Source organism: Brucella sp. 22210, assembly GCF_052045675.1.
Classification (GTDB): Bacteria; Pseudomonadota; Alphaproteobacteria; order Rhizobiales; family Rhizobiaceae; genus Brucella.
In genome coordinates, this window is record NZ_JBQEPD010000003.1 from 205,251 (window position 1) to 225,241 (window position 19,991).

Below are 19,991 nucleotides of genomic sequence, written 5' to 3' on the forward strand. Positions count from 1 at the left end.
GCTGACTGCCTGATCGGTCAAATGCCACTCCCTTGCGAATGTGGCCGGAGCTTATACGGACCATGGTTGCCCGACAAGAAATGAAAAGGGCAGCTCTAAGCTGCCCTCTTATTTTTTGTTGTCGGTGCGGATTACTGCGCCAGATCCGACATCAGTCCCGCCGCAACGGCCAGGCGCGAGACGGTGAGGTCTCCACCTTCGGTGAGCGCGACCATGCGGTTTCTCACCTGCTCGATCCGGACGCCGTCCGCATCGAGCCATGCCACAGCCGGGTCTTTCTCCTTGGCGAAGCGCTTCAGAGCGGCGATGGTGATCCCGCGCGCGGCCTGCGTGATGGTCTCGCTGGCACGCGACAGAGCCAATCCGTCATAATAGTCGGTGACGGGAATGGACCGTGCCGCATCTTCGATACGTCCGATGCGGAAGGCTTCCGACACGCCGAAATAGGCCTTGGCCGTTGCCACCAGATCGGCTTCCGCCAGATGCGCGATCAGCGCGATATCCGGCATGATGCCCGCAAGCTGGAGATTGGCGAGACGCTGGGCCAGCTTTTCCGGCGCACCCTTTTCAACGAAGGCGGCCTTGTCGGCACGCACAGCGTTGCGCAGGAATTCCGGCATCAGGCCTTCGAAACGCGGTTCCAGTTCGGCACGCGCCTTGACGATGGTGCCAACCAGCTCGGTGAGGTTTGCGCGGGTCGTATCGTTGCGCAGAACCCAAGCTGTCGTCGCCTGCAACATTTCGCCGACGAGATGGTAGAACTGGTTCTGCACATCGCCTGGCACCTTGTTGTCCAACGCGTCGATGGCGTCGTAGATCGCATCAATCTCGAAGCCGTCACGCACGGCGACATAGGCACGAACGATATCCGAAGGCGACTTGCCCGTCGTATCGGCCAGACGGCTGATGAAGGTGATGCCGCCGCGATTGATGACATCATTTGCCAGCAATGTTGCAACAATTTCCCGCTTCAGGCGGTGGCCGGAGATTTCCTCGGCATAGGTTTTGGCCATGCGCTTCGGGAAATAGCCGAACAGCAGCGACTGGAAGTAAGGCTCGTCAGGAAGTGCGCTTGCCACCAGATCGTCGGAGAGCGACAGCTTGGCATAGGCCAGCAAAACAGCCAGTTCCGGACGGGTCAGCGGCTGGCCAGCCTTCTGGCGCTCAGTCAACAGCGCATCCGATGGAAGATACTCGACCTTGCGGTCCAGAAGCTTCCGGTTTTCCAGCTCCGCCATGAAGCGTGCCTGATAAGGCAGCTCGGCCAAACCCTGACGCTCGCTCAGCGAAAGCGCCAGCGGCTGGAGATAGTTGTTGCGCAGCACCAGTTCCGAAACATCGTCGGTCATGCTGACCAGAAGCTTGTTGCGGGCGGGGCGCTTCAGCTTGCCTGAACGCATGGCTGCAGCCAGCGCAATCTTGATGTTGACCTCAACGTCCGAGCAGTTGACGCCAGCGGAATTATCGATGGCGTCAGTATTGCTGCGGCCGCCAGCGAGCGCATATTCGATGCGTCCGCGCTGGGTCATGCCGAGATTAGCGCCTTCGCCGATCACACGGGCCCGCACGTCCGAACCGGTGATGCGAATGGCATCATTGGCGCGGTCACCGACCTGCGCATCCGTTTCACTGGAGGCGCGGATATAGGTGCCGATACCGCCGAACCAAAGAAGATCAACCTGAGCTTTCAGGATGGTCGTCATGATTTCCTGCGGCGTTGCCGTGGTCTTGGCAAGGCCGATTGCGGCTGCTGCTTCGGCAGACAATGTGATGGTCTTCTGGCTGCGGCTATAGACGCCGCCACCGGACGACAGCTTGGAGCGATCATAATCCTGCCAGCTGGAGCGCGGCAGTTCGAATAGGCGCTTGCGCTCGGCAAAGCCGTCAGCCGGAACCGGGTTCGGATCGATGAAGATGTCGCGATGGTCGAAGGCGGCAACCAGCTTGATCTGCTCGGAAAGCAGCATGCCGTTACCGAACACGTCACCCGACATGTCGCCCACGCCGACAACCGTAAACGGCTCGGTCTGGATATCCATGTCGAATTCACGGAAATGCCGTTTCACGGCTTCCCAACCGCCACGGGCGGTGATGCCCATGCCCTTATGGTCGTAACCGGCGGAGCCGCCCGATGCGAAAGCGTCGTCCAGCCAGAAATCATGCGCCTGGCTGATGGCATTAGCCGTATCGGAGAAGGTGGCCGTGCCCTTGTCGGCGGCGACGACGAAATAAGGATCGTCATTGTCGTGACGCACGACATTTTGCGGCGGTACCACATCGTTGTCGTGGATATTGTCGGTGACCGAAAGAAGCGTCGAGATGAACACCTTGTAGGCGTCACGGCCCGCTTCAAAGACGGCGTTGCGGTCGCCGCCCACTGGCAGGCGCTTCGGATAGAAACCGCCCTTGGCGCCGACCGGCACGATCACGGCATTCTTGACCTGCTGCGCCTTCACAAGGCCCAGCACTTCGGTGCGGTAATCCTGTGCGCGGTCCGACCAGCGCAGACCGCCACGTGCGACCGCGCCGAAACGAAGATGCACGCCTTCGACTTCCGGGCCGTAGACGAAGATTTCGCGATACGGGCGCGGATCAGGCAGCCCGTCAACGAGACGCGGATTGAGCTTGAAGGCAAAGGTCACGCGCGGCTTGCCGTCACCATCCAGCGTATAGGCATTGGTGCGCAGTGTCGCTTCAATCAGATTGCGGAACCGGCGCAGGATCTGGTCGTCATCGATGCTCGGCACGCCAAGAAGTGCTGTTTCGATGGCGTCAATTAGCTTCTTTTCAGCCGTATCACGGCGCTTCGCCGCTGGGTTGAAGCGCAGATCGAACAGCGAATAGAGATCGCTGGCGATTTCCGGATAACGGTTGAGCGCGGCTGCGATGAAGCCCTGCGAATAGGCGATACCCGCCTGTTGCAGATAACGGCCATAGGAGCGCAGGATCATGATCTGGCGCGCGGTGAGGCGTGCCGTCTGCACCAGCGCATTATAGCCGTCATTGTCGGCAAAGCCGTCCCAGACGGTGCGGAATACGTCTTCCAGCATTTCGCCGTCATCGGTTAGATCGACAGGAGCGCCATAGGCGTTGACGAGCTGCATGTCGTGAACATAGACCGGCGCACCGTCTTTACCGGCTTGCGGCAAGTCGATGGTCTGTTCGCTGACGACGCGGAAGCCCATATTTTCCAAAAGCGGCACGCGCTGCGACAGCACGACCGGTGCACCGTGATGATAGAGCTTCAGTGAAACCGCATCTGGTCCATCGGTGCGATAGCGGTAGAAATCCACGAAAAGCGGCGCTTCCGGGCTGAGACCGGCAATGCGCTCGGCATCGACCAGTGCTTCCGGTGCGGTGAAGATTTCGCGATAGGATGGCGGGAAACTGGCGGCCAGCGCCACGACGCCTGCATCGGCATTTTCCACGCTTTCACGCACCGCATCTTCCCAGGTGCGGACCATGGCGCGGACTTCCGCTTCCAGCGCTTCGCGGTCGATATGCGGGGTGGATCGTTCGTGACGGCGAATGACGAACTGAACGCGCGTCAGGCCGTTCTGCAGGAAAACCGGGTGGAACTCAAAGCTGTCGCCGCCATAGACGTCGACGAGATAGCGACCGATCTTTTCACGCACGACCGAGTCGTAACGATCACGCGGGATATAGACGAGCACAGTCGCGAAACGGCCGAAACGGTCGAGACGGGGAATGGCACGGACACGCGGACGCTCGCCAAGCGCGAGGATGAGTTCGGCATTAGCCGTCAGGCTTTCCGTGTCGATCTGGAAAAGCTCATCGCGCGGATATTCTTCCAGCACGTTGATCAATGCCTTGCCCGAATGGTCTTCGCGGTTGAAGCCCAGATGCTTGATGACCGCATCGGCTTTTGAGCGAATGAACGGGATGCTGGCAACCGAGCTGATGTAAGCGACCGAGGTGAACAGGCCGACGAGGCGCAGTTCGCCCACGGCTTCGCCCTTCGGTCCGAAAATCTTCACACCGATATAATCGAGATAGGAGCGGCGATGCACCAGTGACAGCGTGTTCGCCTTGGTGACGATCAGCGGCTCGCTGCTGTCGAGGAATTCCGTGACTTCGCGCGGCGTCACTGTGTCGTCGTCATCCTTACGCAAAACACGGACTTCATTGTCGCCAAGGACGCCAAGCGGCTCCTTGACGGCGACGAGGCTGCGCTTCTTGCCCGAACCTTCAAAGGCCAGTTCACGCATGCCGAGGAAGATGAAATGATCGTCGCGCAGCCATTCGAGGAAGGCGATGGCTTCGGGCATGGCGGCATTGCCGTTCAGCTCGTAAGCGCGCTTGTAATCCACAATGGCGTCATCAAGACGCTTCAACATAGGCTTCCAGTCGCCGACGGCAAAACGCACCTGACCGAGAACGCGCTTCAGCCCGTCCGTCAGATCGGCCTTGGCCTGCTTGCCAAGCGCGGGGAGGTGAATTTGCACAAGGCTGACGCGCTCAACGCCCTTGGCGGGTGCGAGCTGCGATGCTTCGCCGAGAATGACCAGTCCATCCTTTTCCCGAGCAATATCGAGAACCGGGTGCACGACCATGAAAATCTGGCTGACGTGATTGTTCAGCTCGCCCAGAATGGAATCGAGCAGGAACGGCATGTTGTCGTTGACGATGGTGATGACGCTTACCGGGCGATCGTGACGTTCGATACCATTATCGACGCTGATGATGCTCTTGCCCTTGCGGTAGGACTCAAGCGCCGCATAGCCGTGGCGGGCAGAACTGTCGAGAGCTTCGGCGTCGTAAGCAGCCAGATCTTCTGGCGGGGCCCACTCGAAGAGGAGCTGTGAGAAGGCTGCCAGCGCCTTCGGCTTCCCCCCCTTTTTTTCCTCTTTGCTTGCCTTGGAATTCTTAACTTTGCTCGACCGATCCTGCTTTGCAGTCACGTCGGATACTCCTGTCATGATGGCAATGCGCGCCAAACTAGCAGATTAGACATTTGTTTCGATGACAAATCGCTGCGAATAACGAAAAATTTCCCGAAAAGTCAGAAAAATGGCATCTAATCCATTTAATTTGGAACAAAATATCGAAAACTTCGGGCAATTTTTCTAAAAATACCGGAGAAATTCACCGTACGCTATAAAACGGCGTCCGCTGGCGTCGGAAATGGCTCTGCCTCGCCACAATTCAGACCAAAGTCGTAGATGATTCTGAGATGCTGGAGCGGTTCCAGTTGGAACGGAATCGTGGAACCGCTCCATCCATTTTTTACGCATTATCCTACGCAAAACCGCTACGCACTTTTGCTGGAAATGCTCTGGAGCCGTCAAAGTTCGATCAGGTGATCGTCCAATTCGTTAATATTGTCAGTGCCTGCGGGGAAGTGTTTTTCCAGAAGCGTGCCCGCCTGACCAATCGCCATGACGAAGCCTTCCGCCATCTGCGAGCGCGATGCGTGATGGATCAGCGTTACGACAATGGCGTTCCATTCATCCTGCTCGACACGCGCATGAATACCCGCATCCGCGATGACTTCGGCATAGTGCTCAGCCATGGAAACGAAGAGCAGAATGCCGGTGCGGTTTTCCGTGATGTGGACGTTGCGCGCCAGGAATTGTTGCAGTGCGTTGAGATGGGCGCGCTTGTAGCGGATACGGCGGGGCACCAGCAACATGCGGATCGATGGCAGGAGCCAGAGAACCAGCATCGCCGAAATGAAGGCGGCAAGAATGGCAAGGCCGAACATCGGCAGGCTGATATCAAACCAGTACCAATGCGCGAGCAAGGCGGCGATGACCGAAGCAAGCAGAATACCGCAAGTCGCGACAAAACCGGCTGCAAAGAAATAGTCGTCGCTGCTGCGCGCCAGCACGGCATAGATTTCGCCGCTCGTCTCGGCTTCCGCTTGCCGGATTGCCTCGGCAATGCGGGTATGGTCTTCAGCGCCAATTAGCGTGTGATGCTTCATCGTCGCGTCTCCCTACCAGCTACCCGAGGCGCCGCCGCCACCAGATGAGCCGCCGCCTCCGCCAAAGCCGCCGCCGCCACCGCCGGATGACCAGCCACCGCCGCCGCCCCAGCCGCCGCCACGACCACCGGAGCCGCCGCTTGAATTGGTGTTGATCGTCATGCCCAGCCATTCATAGCGACCGGGGCCGAGCTTGCGTCCGAAGATCGGGGCAAGCACGGCGAAACCGAAACCGCCAAAGAAAATCAGGCACCAGAAGGTGATGAAGATGACGGCAACCCAGTCCACATCGTCCGAACTGGTTTGCGCATTGCGCTTCGCTCGGGCTTCAAGCTCGGCAGCGTCGCCGGAGAGAACGGAGAGAATGCCGTCCACGCCCTGCACGATGCCGCCGCTATAATCGCCAGTACGGAAGGCGGGAATAATGGTGCCGTTGATGATAACGCTTGAAAGCGCATCGGTCATTGTGCCCTCAAGCCCGTAACCGACCTCGATGCGCACCTTGCGGTCGTTCGGCGCGACAACGAGCAGGATACCGTTGTTTTCCTGCTTCTGGCCGAGAGCCCAGCTGCGGAACAGGCGGTTTGAATAGGATTCGATATCCTCGCCATTGAGGCTAGGCACCGTTACCACCACCACCTGATCGGACGACTTGGCTTCGAAGTCCGCCAGTTTCTGGGTCAGTTGCTGACGCTCTGCCGGGTCGATGATGCCCGCATTGTCCACCACGCGACCCGTGAGGGCCGGTGTCTGCTTGGCAGCATCCTGCGCATAGGCAACCGAGGTCGGTTGCAGTGTCAGGACAGCGGAAAACAGCAGAACGATGCATGCAAACAGGTATCGCGGCCAGTGAAGGCCGCGATGATCACGCGAAAATGCTGTGCCCGCCGCCACGGAAGCGACCGTCAGTTAAACTTGACTTGCGGTGCTGCTTGGCTGCCAGCATCAGCGCTGAAGGTTTGCATCGGCTGGGCGTCGCGATACCAGATCCAGGTCCAGATCATGGTTGGCATGGTCCGAAGCGTCGTGTTGTAGACGCGAACCGCTTCGATATAGTCGCGGCGCGCCACGGCGATGCGGTTTTCCGTGCCTTCGAGCTGCGATTGCAGCGCGAGGAAGTTCTGATTGGCCTTGAGGTCCGGATAGCGCTCGACCACCACCATCAGGCGCGACAGGGCGCTGGTGAGATTGGCCTGATTGTCCTGGAATTGCTTGAAGAGTTCAGGATTGTTGAGCGTTTCCGGCGTGATCTGCACTTGCGTCGCCTTGGCGCGCGCATCGATCACAGCCTGCAGCGTGTCCTTTTCATGGGCGGCATAACCCTTCACGGTCTCGACCAGATTGGGCACGAGATCGGCGCGGCGCTGGTACTGGTTCTGCACCTCGCTCCAGGCGGCCTTGGCCTTTTCCTCATTGGTCGGGATCGTGTTGAAACCGCATGCGGAGAGCAGCGGAACAAGAACGGCAAGACCAAGAGCAACGAAAATACGGCGGAAAGAAAAAGAAGAGGCAACCGTCGCAGCCGACATGGGTTTCTCCTGAAAAAGGACGCTTTGCCAAGCGCCCGAACACTGATGTCGTAGCCCGAATATTCGCAATCACGCAAATGCGAGCCGTCAAATCAATAAGATAGCGTAATTTCGCGCCTCGTCCAGTCTGTTTGGTGAGAGCATGCCATGCACGTCAACTCTATGTTGACTTAGTCAACACTTTAGATATTGATAGAGTCAACATAGGGAGGCGCCGTGCCATGGCGTATGCAGGGATGACGAAACCGGAAAAACGAGATGACATTGACGCATTGCGCGCTTTCAACCGTGTCTATACACGCCGTCTTGGCCTGTTGAACGCGCATCTCGACAAAAGCCCGTTCACCTTGACCGAGGCGCGTATTCTTTACGAAATCGCGCACCGTTCCGCGCCGACGGCGGCGGACATCATGCGAGCGCTGGGACTTGATCGCGGCCAGTTGAGCAGGACATTGAAACGCTTCACCGAGCGCGGATTGATCGAGACGGAACCGCATCCGGAAGGCGGTCGCAGCCGCCCCATTTTGCTAACTGAAGCTGGCCGCAAGACATTCAGCGCTCTGGAGCGCAATACCTGCGATGCCGTGGGCGAACTTCTGGATGGTTTAGAAACCGACCGCCGCCACGATCTGCTGACAGCTACCGGTGCGATCATGCGCGTTTTCGACGAAGGTCAAACCGGGCAGGTGCTCCTGCGTGATCTCAAAGCCGGTGATCTCGGCTGGATCATTCATCGCCAAGCCGTTCTCTACACGGGAGAATATGGCTGGAACAATGATTACGAAGCGCTCGTCTCCCGCATTCTTGCCGATTTCATGCAGGCTTTCGACCCTGCCCATGATGCGGCATGGGTGGCGGAAATCGACGGTCGCATCGTCGGCTCGGTCTTTCTGGTCAAGGGCGACCAGCCCAAACTTGGCAAGCTGCGTCTGCTCTATGTCGAGCCGGATGCGCGGGGCGCAGGTGTCGGAGCGAAGCTCGTCAACGCCTGCATTGAGCGTGCATGTGCTGTCGGCGATGAGCGCCTCACACTTTGGACGAATAGTGTTCTGACGGCTGCACGGCGTCTTTATGAGCGCGCCGGATTCAGGCTTGTCGAAGAAGCACCGCACCATTCCTTCGGTGTCGATCTGATTGGCCAGACGTGGGAGTTAGACCTCACGGCAAGTCTTTCCGGACAAATGAAGGCCAGTGCATAAAAGAAAAGCGGCGGATTACTCCGCCGCTTTCTCAAAACGCAAATTGCGCGAAAGATTATTCGCTTGCAGCAGCTTCTTCAGCCGGAGCAGCTGCAGCAGCAGCGGCTTCTGCAGCCTTGGCAGCAGCTTCTTCTTCAGCCTGCTTGGCCAGAGCCAGACGCTCCTGAGCCTTCTTGCCTGGCTCACCCTTGGTCGGGTTGCTGCGAGCCGGACGCTTGGCAATGCCAGCCTGGTCGAGGAAGCGCAGAACGCGATCGGTCGGCTGTGCGCCCTGAGCGATCCAATGCTGGATGCGGTCGGCGTCGAGCTTTACGCGTTCAGCGTCCTTGGCCAGCATCGGGTTCCATGCGCCAACGGTTTCGATGAAACGGCCGTCACGCGGGCTGCGGACGTCGGCAACGACGACGTGGTAGTAAGGACGCTTCTTGGAGCCAGCGCGGGCGAGACGAATCTTGAGGGACATTTTTTCTTTCCTTTAGACAAATTGTTCGGCCCTGACAGGGCTATCGGTGGTTCTGCCCGTCAGGGCAATGGATCGAGCCGTTATCGGCTATTCATTTTCCGCTGTGGTTGGCAGCGGCATGCTCATGATGCCGAATGACTTCCTTCACGATGAAGTTCAGGAATTTTTCGGCGAAATCGGGGTCGAGATGGGCATCGACAGCCAGAGCGCGAAGACGCTCGACCTGACGCTTTTCGCGAGCCGGGTCAGCCGGGGCGAGGCCCCGTTCGGCCTTCAGCACGCCCACTGCCTTTGTGCAGCGGAAGCGTTCGGCCAGCATATGGATCAGCGCCGCATCGATATTGTCGATGGAGGCACGCAGTGACAGAAGTTCGGCGGGTGCAGTGTTCTGTTCGTCGCTCATAATGCTCACTTCTTCTTCGGCAGACCTGGAAGGCCGCCACCAAGACCCGGAAGCTTGGGTCCGCCCAAACCGGGGAGGCCGCCGCCAGAAAGTCCAGGCAAGCCGCCGCCTTTCGTCAGACCGGCTGCTTCCGCCTGCTTGGCAAGCGCTTCAAGCTGCTTCGGGTCCATCTTCGACAGATCCGGCATGCCGCCGAGGCCGCCCATGCCACCACCCAGACCGCCAAGGCCCATCTTGCTGGCAAGACCGCCCATCATCTGCTTCATCATTCCGCCCTTGCCTTTGCCCATGACTTTCATCATGTCGGCCATCTGGCGGTGCATCTTGAGAAGCTTGTTGATGTCGGCGGCGTTGGTGCCCGAACCCTTGGCAATGCGCTGCTTGCGGCTGTGCTTCAGAAGGTCCGGATTGGCGCGCTCAGCCTTGGTCATTGAACCGATAATGGCGAGCTGGCGGTCAAAGACCTTGTCATCGAGGCCGGCTGCAGCAACCTGATCCTTCATCTTGCCCATGCCGGGCATCATGCCCATGATGCCGCCCATGCCGCCGAGCTTCTTCATCTGGCCCAGCTGGTCGGCGAGATCGTTGAGATCGAACTTGCCGGACTGCATCTTCTTGGCCATCGCAGCGGCTTTTTCCGCATCGATGTTTTCAGCAGCCTTTTCGACGAGCGAAACAATGTCGCCCATGCCGAGAATGCGGTCGGCAATACGCTTGGGATAGAATTCCTCAAGCGCATCCATCTTTTCGCCGGTGGCGATCAGCTTGATCGGCTTGCCGGTGATGGCGCGCATCGAAAGGGCTGCACCGCCACGACCGTCACCGTCCATACGGGTCAGAACGATACCGGTAATGCCGACGCGTTCATCAAAATTGCGCGCCAGATTGACAGCGTCCTGACCGGTCAGGCTGTCGGCAACGAGCAGGATTTCATGCGGATTGGCGGCCTTGCGGATATCCGCCATTTCCACCATCAGCGGCTCGTCAATATGCGTGCGACCGGCGGTGTCGAGAATGACGACGTCATGCGCGCCAAGCTTGGCGGCCTGAACGGCGCGCCTGGCGATTTCAACCGGCGACTGACCGGCAATGATCGGCAGCGTGTCAACACTGGTCTGGATGCCGAGCTGGCGAAGCTGCTCCTGCGCGGCCGGACGGCGCGTATCGAGCGAGGCCATCAGCACTTTCTTGCGCTGGCGCTCGGTCAGGCGCTTGGCGAGCTTGCCGGTGGTTGTCGTCTTACCCGAGCCCTGCAAGCCGACCATCATGATGACGACTGGCGCTGGCGCATTCAGATCGATGGAGACGCCTTCGGTGCCGAGCATTTCGATAAGCTCGTCATGGACGATCTTAACGACCATCTGGCCGGGCTTGATGCTTTTCAGGATTTCAGCGCCGACAGCCTTCTCGCGAACGCGGTCGGTAAACGAGCGAACCACTTCCAGCGAAACGTCGGCTTCGATGAGCGCACGACGCACTTCGCGCAGCGCTGCCGTCACGTCGCTTTCAGAGAGAGCGCCGCGTCCGGTGAGGCCGTTCAGGATGGAGCCAAGACGCTCCTGAAGTGATTCAAACATCGCGTTTCCTTATATCCGGGAGTAGGCGGGAGGCTTATCCGGGATAGATCGTCCCGCGTGTCTGCCAGTTCAAGAAGCACCCAAAGCGATACAGCACCCGAGGGCGCAACGCGCTGTCGGATGTGGACCTCCGGGATCGCTTTATACCATAATGGGTCCCGGTCGGTGGCTCGCGTTCTGAAGATCGCGGATAGATTGAGGGGTGGATTAGGGCTCGAAACGCTGAATGTCAAGCAAAACTCGGTCATTTTGCCGTTCTTTCACCCGATTTAGCGCATATCCGCCGATGACATTACAGTGTGGGAATGGCAAATTCCCGCATAAGGCGAATCAATTTCGCGGAACAGTTCACAGCAGATCACTCACTAAGGAGAGAAGAATGGCGTTGACTGCCAAGGGCCGGATTTGGGCGGCGACAGTTCTTGCAGCGGGCATGTTTGCGGGTGCAGGTGCGGCGGAAGCTGCACAATGCGGCAATAATGCTGCCGGTTACAATGCGTGGCTGCAGCAAACCCTGAAGGAAGCGCCGTCGCGCGGCGTTGGCAAGGCGGGCATCAGCGCGCTGGCCAGCACCAAATATGCGCAGGCCACCATCAATGCCGACCGCAACCAGAAGAGCTTCAAGCTCTCCTTCGAAGACTTCATGAAGAAGCGCGGCGCGGATACGATCATCAAGCGCGGCAAGGCCATGAAGGCGCAGAATGCGGCCCTCTTCGCCAATATCGAAAAGCGCTACGGCGTTCCTGCTGGTCCGCTGATCGCGATCTGGGGCATGGAAACCGGCTTTGGCAACTATCTGGGCAAGCAGCACACGGTTTCGGCCGTTGCAACGCTGGCTTATGACTGCCGCCGTTCGGATTATTTCACCGAACAGCTCTATGCTGCTCTCAAGCTCGTCGATCAGGGCGATCTCAGCCCGCAGGCTGTCGGCGCCATGCATGGTGAAGTTGGCCAGACCCAGTTCATGCCGGCAAACGTCCTGAAATACGGCGTCAGCGGTTCGGGCAGTGCCCATTTCGACCTGAAGAACAAGGCGGACGCTCTTCATTCGACCGCCAACTTCCTGGTCGGTCACGGCTGGAGCCGCGGTGCTGGCTATCAGCCGGGTGAGCCGAATTACGGCGCGATCCAGGGCTGGAATGCAGCGCAGGTTTACCAGCGTGCTATCGCCGTCATGGGCAAGGCTATCGACGGGAATTAAGAATAACGACGGAGCGCTGCTGAAGCGCTCCGCATATTCTGGAACTAAAAAAGCCCCGGTCAAACCGGGGCTTTTTATTGCCATCTGGCAAGATTTACAGAATGGGTTCGCCAGCTTCAGGACGTTTGAAGTCGCCCGTCTGGTGATCCATCACCCAAAGCTCACCGGTCGAAATATCGAACCATGCGCCATGCAGGCTGAGCTTGCCCTTCTTTTCCAGAATATCGACGCAAGGGAAGGTGCGCAGATTATTGAGCGAATAGCGGATCGAAATGCGCTCCAGCGCTGTCTGGCGCTCGGTCGGCGTCATCAGGCTGTTGCCGCCGACGGCTTCAGCCGCTGGCGCAATCAGGCTCATCCACTTGCCGATGAAGTCGCCGGGCGACAGAGGCGCGCTTTCCGTATCGAGCGCAGCCTTGATGCCGCCGCATCGTCCGTGGCCCATGACCACGATGTGCTTCACCTTGAGGCTTTGCACAGCAAATTCCAGCGCAGCCGATGCCGCATGAAACTCGCCATCGGGCTCGTAGGGGGGGATGAGATTGGCAACATTGCGCAGGACGAAGATTTCGCCGGGCGCAGAGTTGAAGATTGTTTCGGGAGCAGCACGGGAATCGCAGCAGGCAATAACCAGAGTTTCCGGTGATTGTCCTTTTTCCGCCAGTTCGCGATAGCGCGCGGTTTCCCGTGCGAAATGCTCCGTCATGAAGGTTTTGTAACCCGAGAGGAGTGTGTCCGGAAGATCAGCCATGGCGTTCCAATATCCTTATCGAAAACCGAGATCAATCAAAATGATCAGGCCCATATCGTCATTCGCAGACCGTGTGCATCATGCTCGGCATGGGCAGGATGTGCTCGGGCTTCGCCGTGCGTATAACGTCTGGCCACGAGAAACATGGCGCAGGCGTCGAGAAAGTCATCATCTTTCGCGCCTCGCGGAGCGCGCAGACTGACAAAATTTTCCGGCAGGCCACAGCGAACAAGCAAGGCTTGGCGTTCCGCCATGCCTTCCGGATTGACACGGCCTTTGATTTTCTTGGGCAGCGTCATGGCGCTGGGAACACCGGGTCCGCCGTTCAGCATGGCGAAGGCGAGTTCGGGGTGAGATTCGATCACACGTTCGCGCAAGCGTGGCTCGCCGCGCAGAACTGTGTCGAGTTCGCGGATTTTCGGGAACAGCCCGAAAGCTTGCCAAGAAACCTTGCGTGGCGGATCGGACCGCTCCAGCGAACGCGCGCAGCTTTCGCGATAGTCTTCGGCATAAACGGCTTCGCGTGGCGGAATGGAAAAGAGGCTCGACTGTCTCGCGCCAAGATGCACCCGCGCTGCGCGTTCGGCTGCCCGTGTGCCTGTTTCTGGCAGTCCGATCGGCATGTCGACCGCTATAGTGGCATTGTCCGGCAGCGCGGCAATCAATGCCGCAAAGCTACGGAAGACGTCGGCACGCATGCTGCTGCCTTCGCCCGACACAACGATCCAGCCGCCCGGGCAGCCATCGACGCCAGCAACAGGCGTCGCTTCACGCGTCAAGCGCGCAAGCCCTTGGTTGGATGCACAAGACGACGCGTCTGCACCATGGCCATGGGTGTCGCTAGGCTGGAGGCGTCGGCTTCCAGCATCAGCTCATCGGCGCCGCGTTTTGCCGACCGCGCCATGATTTCGAAAACGGCAGCTGTTGTGCTCTGCAAGGTCTTTTCTTCCGACTGGCCGGAAAGGCGGCGTGCGAGAAACACAGCCGAAGTCAGGTCGCCAAGCCCGTTTGTCGGACCATCCACACGGCGATGCTCCGCCATCAGAGCCATGGTTGGCGTCAGCAATATATTGCCTATGCTGCCCGCCATCAGCGGGAAGGCGGACGTGACCAGCATGGTGGCCGGTCCGGCGTCCAGTGCAGCTTCCATCAGCGATTTGTTGTCTTCCAGCGGCACGCCGGTCAGCCAGGACAGTTCGAACCGGTTGGGTGTTGCTATATCGGCAAGCGGCATGAGCTTGTCGCGGATGCCGATAGCGGTTGCCTCCGGCACATAGAGGCCTTTCTCGTCACCAATCACCGGATCGCAGAGATAGACTGCGTTCGGGTTTTGGGCCTTGACGCCTTTGACCAACTCGGCGACAGCTGCCGCCTGTTCCGGGTGGCCAAGATAGCCGGTCAGGATTGCGCCGACTTCACCAAGCCAAGGAGCACGCTGAAGATCCTGCATCAGGCGCAAAAACTCTTCCGGCGGCGGCACGATGCGCCCGGCAGGCCCATGGCCGGGGTGCCAGGGCAGGACCACGGTTGGCACGGCCCAGACTGGAAATCCCAGTGTTTCCAATGCGAAGACAGCGGCCCGGTTGCCCACCGAACCGCGCACGACATGGCTTGAAATGACAATAACGGTTGTCGCGTCCGAAGGCGCAGAAAGCGTCATGTTAGACCTAGCTTTGCATGAGATAAATGAGGAGCCAGACGATGATCGCCAGCGTGATGAGAAGGCCGAGGGTGCGTCCGATGCGGGTGGCCCAGATTTCGATACGGTCGTTTTCCGGCGCGTCCCCGGCGGCAAGGTGATTGGCGGTGCGGGCAAAACCGCGACGGACGAGGCCGTCCGCCCCGATCTGTTCGCGCTCCAGCCGATCCAGAATACGGCGCGCTTCTTCCTGGCGCTCGCGTCCCGGACCGCCGGCATCCTCGCCAATGCCAGCCTGCTGGCGTTCACCCATGATCTGCCTGCCTCGCCGAAGTGACTCGCAAAACCCGGCGTAGCATTATGCTTGCAACGTGGTTCTGCAAGCGGAATAGTTGCATTCTATGAGAGCTTTACGACGAGTTTGCCGAAATTGCCGCCTTCAAGCATGGAAATAAAGGCTTTCGGTGCATTTTCGAGCCCTTCCACAATGTCTTCGCGATAGCGGATTTGGCCATCGGCGATCCATTTTGCCATATCGTGATAGAAGGCGGGGCGCTGGTCGGCAAAGTCGCGCTGGATGAAACCGCGAATGGTCAGGCTCTTTGACAGGATATCGCGCATCAGCACTGGCAAGCGGTCGGGACCGTCAAATGGACCGCTCTGGTTATATTGCGCAATGAGCCCGCAAACCGGCACACGGGCAAAAGAATTCAGCAACGGCAAGACCGCTGCAAAAACCTTGCCGCCGACATTCTCGAAATAGACGTCGATACCGTCCGGGCAGGCCAGCGCCAACTCTTGCGCAAAGTTCGGGCTGTGATGGTCAACGGCAACGTCGAAACCGAATTCGTCCATCAGCGCCTTGCACTTGTCCGCGCCGCCCGCAATGCCGACCGCCCGTGCACCCTTCAGCTTGGCGATCTGCCCGACAGCGGAACCAACGGGACCGGTAGCCGCTGCAACGACAACGGTTTCGCCTTCCTTGGGCTGGCCGATGGTCAAGAGGCCGGAATAGGCGGTGAAGCCCGGCATGCCGAGAACGCCTAGCGCTGTGGTCAGCGGCGCTTGCTCAGGATCAAGTTTGCGCAAGGTTGAAGCATTGGCCACCGCATAGCTTTGCCAGCCGGAATGGGACAGTACGAAGTCGCCCGGCGCGAAGCCTGCGCTTTGGCTTTCCACCACTTCGCCCACCGTGCCGCCTTCCATAACTGAACCGATCTCCACCGGAGCGGCATAGGATTTGGCGGCACTCATGCGACCGCGCATATAAGGATCGAGCGAAAGATGACGCAGCTTCAGAAGCACTTCGCCTTCGCCAGCGCTCGGAATTGCCGCTTCCTCAAGCCGGAAGTTTTCTGCCGTGGGGCGTCCGTCGGGACGGGATGCAAGCACGATGCGCTGGTTGATCTTTTCGCCCATGGGGTAACTCCTGTTGTTGAGGACCGGCGTTAAACCGGAACGGTATGCTATGCATCCGGTTCCGCAACAGTTACTCACTTTTGAAGACGTTTTGATGCAGAAATGCTAAGGGATGATGTAAGCAGGTATTTGTAAATCCATTCGTTCTGAGGCCAAAGCAAAATGATCCAAGATACGTTGTTTCTTCTGACGCCGGGTTTCAAAGATCCGGCCTATCCCGGACAGGAATTCTACTGCTGGCATTGCGCGTTGATCGAGGGCGTTCTGGCGTCGTTTCCGTCACTCGGTGGAGATTTGAAGATCGAGCGCATCGCATTTGCCAGACCGCGCGAGACGGTGATCCAGCTTGCAGGTGAGGAAAATCAGTCGCTGCCATTGCTGGTTTTGAAGGACTGCGACCGCTCGCCATTCGAAACGGGCACTTATCAGGGGCGCTCGCTGATTGCCGATCCGCACAAAATTCTGGCCGCTTTGACGGAGCGGCACGGTTTCCCGCTGCCCCGCATCCGTGACCAAAAGGAAATCGGCTTAGACGTAGCTGCCCAGCGCCACGCGGCTGAACTGCCAGTTGATTTCCGGAAGTTCAGAAGCCGGGAAAGACAACACGATCTGCTTGGATGTGACGGGCCCGCGGAAACCGGCGAAGAAGATCGTATCTTCCAGTTGCGGCGCGACTTCGAAACAGGAGAAAACCCATGTGTCGTCCCGGTCAGCAGACAGGACGATCAGGCCATTCTCGTCATAGGAAATATCGACCGTGGGGTGCAGATGGAACCGCACCGCAATATTGTCACGTCCATTGGATTTCAGCGGTCGCCCGTCGCCGCGATAGAAGCGGTCGGCACCCTGAATGACGCTGCCATTGTGCGAGAGTACCAGCCGGCGTTCGTGATAAATGCCGAACAGGCGCGCATAGCCGTCATGGCTTGCCACAAAACCCTGACGGCCCATTTCTTCGATACGGTCGCGCTGCACGCGCGTTGGCCCGGCAATGATCGGCGTGCCGATCATATTGGAAAGGCCTGCATTGAGACTAAACCGGCATGACGATGTGTCGTTGATGGTCGCTGTCGAATGGGCAGCGGTCGAACGTCCCAATGGACGAAATTCCGGCGGGCCGAAACGGTCGATGCCGGAATTGACGATATAGCGCTGGCGTCCGGAGGACATTTCAAAAGCGAGACAGCCCGCATGGGCGTCCCGCGAAGCGGTCACCGGCGGCGGCAGGCCCGTATCGGCGATGATTGTCGTCGACCCCATGGAAAGACGTTCATAGCCGGAATAGGGCGCATGGGTCAGTGGTGACCCAGCCGTTTCATCATGGCGCAGCACGGAAATGATGCGTTCCGGCATGGTCGGTCCGACGCCGTTGAACAGCGCAAGGCTGCCATCCTGATGCCGGAAGAAGCGCAATGCGGGTAGCATGCGCTCAACTGCCTCGATCAGGGCCTTTGGCGGTGATTCTGTGCCGTTGGCATAGGTCTGGCGCAGTGGCAGAAGATCGGCCAGCAGCTCCAGAACCGTAACCGGATTGCGCGAAATATGCCCGCCATCGGGCAAAATCTGGCGCTTCAGCTCATATTCGAGATTGCGGCGGGCCGCACGCGCGGTCGGTGGCGAAACCGGCAATGCGAGGGCCGCGAAAGCCAGCGCGATGCGCGCGCGCAGCCGCTCTTCGCCGTCGTCCATTGCACCTGCCACCGTGCGCAGATAGCGAACCTGCATGGCGAGAGAGCGCATGAACTTGCGATAGGCGGGCATTTCTGCGCCGGAAAGGATAAGATTGGAGTGCTGCAACCAGGCGATGATGCGCTGCGCCGTTACTTCGGGCGCCCAGGCAAGACCGCCGATCCGCTTGCCGAACATGCGCATCCAGTCATCGACAAGCGCCCGCGCATTGGCAGTTGCCAGTTCGCTGTTTGCGCTTTTCAGATGACGCAGCCAGCCGAAACTTTGCAGCGCTGCTTCCCATTCGGGTGTCGGCGGCTCAACGGCAAAGGGCGATAGCCCGCCGGTTTCGACAAGGCGGCCCGCAAGCGCAAAGCGCCCGTGATAAAATTCCTGCGCCAGCTGCGGGTCGGCGACGCGCAGATCCGGCGGTGCAATCAGGATACGGTCGGGCGTAAAGCCGGTGAAGCGCCAGCTGTAAAGCGGCCCCATACGCAGGCGGCGGCTGAACTTGCGCCACGCCTGTGCAACGGCCAGTCCCCAAAGGTGAGGGGTTTCGCTGAGGGCGACTGCCACCCGGTCTTTCTCCGTATCGTTTGTCATTGTGTTTACGCATTATCCAACGCAAAACCGCTTCGCACTTTTGCTGGAAATGCTCTAATCCTTCAGGCCGGATCAGAATCCCAGCCTTCTTTACAATTCTATAGAATGGTGAATCGAGCGTTAACCATAACGGGTATCGCTGCCCGTTATGACAATTTTTACGATTTGCTCGGCTTGAAGCGGGCTAGATCAGGCTCACGAGCGCCGCTTGAAGCGTGCTGCGAAGAAACCGTCCATGCCCGCCATATGCGGATCGCCGTCGAAACGGTCCGCTGGCAGATCGGCTGGCGTGGAGCGCAGATAGCCTTCGCTGGTGATCAGCCCTTCAAGACCGGGACAATCATCCAATGTGATCGGGAAGGGTTCCAGCAGCGGATTTTCCGCCGCCTTGCGAGCCATTTCCTCGCCTTCAAGCGGATGCAGCGAGCAATTGGAAAAGACGATCACGCCGCCCGGCTTCACTAAAGTTGCGGCCTGGGCCAGCAGCTTGCCCTGAAGATCGGCGAGCTTGGTGATATCTTGCGGCGTCTTTGTCCAAGGAACGTCGGGATGACGACGCACTGTGCCGGTGGACGAGCAGGGCGCATCAAGAAGAACAGCATCAAAAAGCTCTTCCGGCGCGAAATCCATCAGATTGGTCGCAACTGTCTTCGCCTCAAAGCCGAGGCGTTCCAGATTGCCGCGCAGGCGTTTCAGCCGGTTTTCAGACAGATCGAGCGCGGTTACATCGGCGCCTTGCTGCACGAGCTGGGCCGTTTTGCCGCCCGGTGCTGCGCAAAGATCGGCGACGCGTTTGCCTTTGATGTCGCCCATCAGGCGCGCAGGCAGACTTGCCGCTACATCCTGCACCCACCAGTCGCCTTCGGCAAAGCCGGGAAGATCGGTCAGTGCGCCTTCAACGGTCTGTACGCGAACGGAGCCGCTCGGCAACGCAATGCCGCCGAGTTTCTCAGCCCAGACTTTGGGATCACCCTTCACGGTGAAATCGATCGGCGGCTCATAGGCATGCATGGCGAAGATGGCTGCGGCTTTTTCCGCGCCGTAAGCATCGACAATGCTCTTGGAAAACCATTCGGGCACATTGCCTTCCGGTAGCAATGTGTGTGCGAGCGCGCGTTCCTTGTTGCGCGACAAACGGCGCAGCAACGCGTTGACCAGACCAGCATATTTCCGATTGCGCGGATCGCCATTGGCGGCTTCCACCGCCAGATCCACCGCCGAATGGTCGGGAAGGTCGAGATAGAAAATCTGCGCGACGGCGACATGCAGCAAATGCTTCAGTGCGACGGCGTTTTCCGGCAATGGCCGGTCGAGACGTTTGGAAATAGCCCGTTCGATGGCGCCGCGATTGCGCAGGCTTGCGCCCAAAATAGCGCGTACCAGCGCGCGGTCACGCGGTTCCAGCGCCAGATATTGCGGGTGGCCATGGCTGTTGTCGGTCAGTCCATCGAGCGAAGTGTTCTTTTCAATCACTGCACCCAGCAGACGCGCCGCACATTGGCGCGCCGGCAAGCCAGGACGATCCACCACATTGCTCTGTACTAACGGCTTGTTGTTTCCGCGTTTTGGCGCGGGTTTCTTATCGTTCACGC

At 59.0% G+C, this 19,991-nt stretch carries 16 protein-coding genes and 1 pseudogene; 3 read left to right on the top strand and 14 right to left on the bottom strand.

The window, feature by feature from the left end; translation table 11 throughout:
* Window positions 1-131: 131 nt before the first annotated feature.
* The 4 genes from ACTJKP_RS05920 to ACTJKP_RS05935 all read right to left on the bottom strand — a co-directional run bounded on the left by ACTJKP_RS05920 (window position 132) and on the right by ACTJKP_RS05935 (window position 7,476).
* Entirely contained in the window at window positions 132-4,922 is a 4,791-nt protein-coding gene (locus tag ACTJKP_RS05920) for an NAD-glutamate dehydrogenase (protein ID WP_440630134.1), read from the bottom strand.
* Window positions 4,923-5,305: 383 nt separating this feature from the next.
* On the bottom strand, window positions 5,306-5,947 hold the full coding sequence (locus ACTJKP_RS05925) for a TPM domain-containing protein (protein ID WP_440630016.1): 642 nt from the start codon (window positions 5,945-5,947) through the stop codon (window positions 5,306-5,308).
* Window positions 5,948-5,959: 12 nt separating this feature from the next.
* Window positions 5,960-6,772: a TPM domain-containing protein gene (locus ACTJKP_RS05930; RefSeq protein ID WP_182514667.1), complete on the bottom strand. Its 813-nt coding sequence runs from the start codon at window positions 6,770-6,772 to the stop codon at window positions 5,960-5,962.
* 80 nt (window positions 6,773-6,852) lie between these two features.
* A complete protein-coding gene (locus ACTJKP_RS05935; protein WP_440630017.1) occupies window positions 6,853-7,476 on the bottom strand; it encodes a LemA family protein in 624 nt (207 codons plus the stop codon).
* A 221-nt stretch (window positions 7,477-7,697) separates the two neighbouring features.
* On the opposite strand from ACTJKP_RS05935, the gene ACTJKP_RS05940 reads away from it, so the two are divergent.
* Window positions 7,698-8,675, top strand: a complete 978-nt coding sequence (locus ACTJKP_RS05940; protein WP_440630018.1) for a bifunctional helix-turn-helix transcriptional regulator/GNAT family N-acetyltransferase — start codon at window positions 7,698-7,700, stop codon at window positions 8,673-8,675.
* A gap of 55 nt (window positions 8,676-8,730) precedes the next feature.
* On the opposite strand, the gene rpsP is transcribed toward ACTJKP_RS05940, so the two are convergent.
* The 3 genes from rpsP to ffh all read right to left on the bottom strand — a co-directional run bounded on the left by rpsP (window position 8,731) and on the right by ffh (window position 11,118).
* Window positions 8,731-9,138 carry a 30S ribosomal protein S16 gene (rpsP, locus tag ACTJKP_RS05945; RefSeq protein WP_151590216.1) on the bottom strand — a complete coding sequence of 136 codons (408 nt, stop codon included), beginning with the start codon at window positions 9,136-9,138 and terminating at the stop codon, window positions 8,731-8,733.
* Window positions 9,139-9,229: 91 nt separating this feature from the next.
* Window positions 9,230-9,541: a chorismate mutase gene (locus ACTJKP_RS05950; RefSeq protein WP_078339573.1), complete on the bottom strand. Its 312-nt coding sequence runs from the start codon at window positions 9,539-9,541 to the stop codon at window positions 9,230-9,232.
* Window positions 9,542-9,546: 5 nt separating this feature from the next.
* A complete protein-coding gene (ffh, locus tag ACTJKP_RS05955; RefSeq protein ID WP_440630019.1) occupies window positions 9,547-11,118 on the bottom strand; it encodes a signal recognition particle protein in 1,572 nt (523 codons plus the stop codon).
* Between the two features lie 379 nt (window positions 11,119-11,497).
* Between ffh and ACTJKP_RS05960 the strand changes: the two genes are divergently transcribed.
* On the top strand, window positions 11,498-12,319 hold the full coding sequence (locus tag ACTJKP_RS05960) for a lytic murein transglycosylase (protein ID WP_078339571.1): 822 nt from the start codon (window positions 11,498-11,500) through the stop codon (window positions 12,317-12,319).
* Between the two features lie 94 nt (window positions 12,320-12,413).
* Here the strand turns inward: ACTJKP_RS05960 and ACTJKP_RS05965 are convergent, their stop codons facing one another.
* The 5 genes from ACTJKP_RS05965 to ACTJKP_RS05985 form a co-directional block, all read right to left on the bottom strand.
* Window positions 12,414-13,070 (bottom strand): carbonic anhydrase, encoded by a 657-nt coding sequence (locus tag ACTJKP_RS05965; RefSeq protein WP_078339570.1) that lies wholly within the window; start codon window positions 13,068-13,070, stop codon window positions 12,414-12,416.
* 44 nt (window positions 13,071-13,114) lie between these two features.
* Window positions 13,115-13,849, bottom strand: coding sequence for a DUF429 domain-containing protein (locus ACTJKP_RS05970; RefSeq protein WP_440630020.1), 735 nt, complete (start codon window positions 13,847-13,849; stop codon window positions 13,115-13,117).
* Entirely contained in the window at window positions 13,846-14,730 is an 885-nt protein-coding gene (gene pdxY, locus ACTJKP_RS05975; RefSeq protein WP_078339568.1) for a pyridoxal kinase PdxY, read from the bottom strand. Before pdxY ends, ACTJKP_RS05970 begins: the two co-directional genes overlap by 4 nt.
* A gap of 7 nt (window positions 14,731-14,737) precedes the next feature.
* Window positions 14,738-15,022 carry a hypothetical protein gene (locus ACTJKP_RS05980; protein WP_078339567.1) on the bottom strand — a complete coding sequence of 95 codons (285 nt, stop codon included), beginning with the start codon at window positions 15,020-15,022 and terminating at the stop codon, window positions 14,738-14,740.
* 86 nt (window positions 15,023-15,108) lie between these two features.
* Entirely contained in the window at window positions 15,109-16,128 is a 1,020-nt protein-coding gene (locus ACTJKP_RS05985; RefSeq protein ID WP_440630021.1) for an NADP-dependent oxidoreductase, read from the bottom strand.
* A gap of 162 nt (window positions 16,129-16,290) precedes the next feature.
* On the opposite strand from ACTJKP_RS05985, the pseudogene ACTJKP_RS05990 reads away from it, so the two are divergent.
* Window positions 16,291-16,629: pseudogene (locus tag ACTJKP_RS05990) on the top strand (DUF3088 domain-containing protein); the annotation flags it as partial.
* A gap of 27 nt (window positions 16,630-16,656) precedes the next feature.
* Here the strand turns inward: ACTJKP_RS05990 and ACTJKP_RS05995 are convergent.
* Window positions 16,657-18,399, bottom strand: a complete 1,743-nt coding sequence (locus ACTJKP_RS05995; RefSeq protein WP_078339564.1) for a heparinase II/III family protein — start codon at window positions 18,397-18,399, stop codon at window positions 16,657-16,659.
* Between the two features lie 195 nt (window positions 18,400-18,594).
* The gene (locus ACTJKP_RS06000) at window positions 18,595-19,989 is read right to left on the bottom strand and encodes an RsmB/NOP family class I SAM-dependent RNA methyltransferase (protein WP_440630022.1); all 1,395 of its coding nucleotides are present in this window, start codon (window positions 19,987-19,989) and stop codon (window positions 18,595-18,597) included.
* Window positions 19,990-19,991 lie beyond the last annotated feature (2 nt).

Bases quoted from the DNA above. Each gene is read 5' to 3' on its own strand.
- ACTJKP_RS05935 (WP_440630017.1), bottom strand. From the start codon at position 7,476: ATGTCGGCTGCGACGGTTGCCTCTTCTTTTTCTTTCCGCCGTATTTTC.
- rpsP (WP_151590216.1), bottom strand. From the start codon at position 9,138: ATGTCCCTCAAGATTCGTCTCGCCCGCGCTGGCTCCAAGAAGCGTCCT.
- ACTJKP_RS05965 (WP_078339570.1), bottom strand. From the start codon at position 13,070: ATGGCTGATCTTCCGGACACACTCCTCTCGGGTTACAAAACCTTCATG.
- ffh (WP_440630019.1), bottom strand. From the start codon at position 11,118: ATGTTTGAATCACTTCAGGAGCGTCTTGGCTCCATCCTGAACGGCCTC.
- ACTJKP_RS05925 (WP_440630016.1), bottom strand. From the start codon at position 5,947: ATGAAGCATCACACGCTAATTGGCGCTGAAGACCATACCCGCATTGCC.
- pdxY (WP_078339568.1), bottom strand. From the start codon at position 14,730: ATGACGCTTTCTGCGCCTTCGGACGCGACAACCGTTATTGTCATTTCA.
- ACTJKP_RS05995 (WP_078339564.1), bottom strand. From the start codon at position 18,399: ATGACAAACGATACGGAGAAAGACCGGGTGGCAGTCGCCCTCAGCGAA.
- ACTJKP_RS05950 (WP_078339573.1), bottom strand. From the start codon at position 9,541: ATGAGCGACGAACAGAACACTGCACCCGCCGAACTTCTGTCACTGCGT.
- ACTJKP_RS05940 (WP_440630018.1), top strand. From the start codon at position 7,698: ATGGCGTATGCAGGGATGACGAAACCGGAAAAACGAGATGACATTGAC.
- ACTJKP_RS05980 (WP_078339567.1), bottom strand. From the start codon at position 15,022: ATGGGTGAACGCCAGCAGGCTGGCATTGGCGAGGATGCCGGCGGTCCG.
- ACTJKP_RS05985 (WP_440630021.1), bottom strand. From the start codon at position 16,128: ATGGGCGAAAAGATCAACCAGCGCATCGTGCTTGCATCCCGTCCCGAC.
- ACTJKP_RS05960 (WP_078339571.1), top strand. From the start codon at position 11,498: ATGGCGTTGACTGCCAAGGGCCGGATTTGGGCGGCGACAGTTCTTGCA.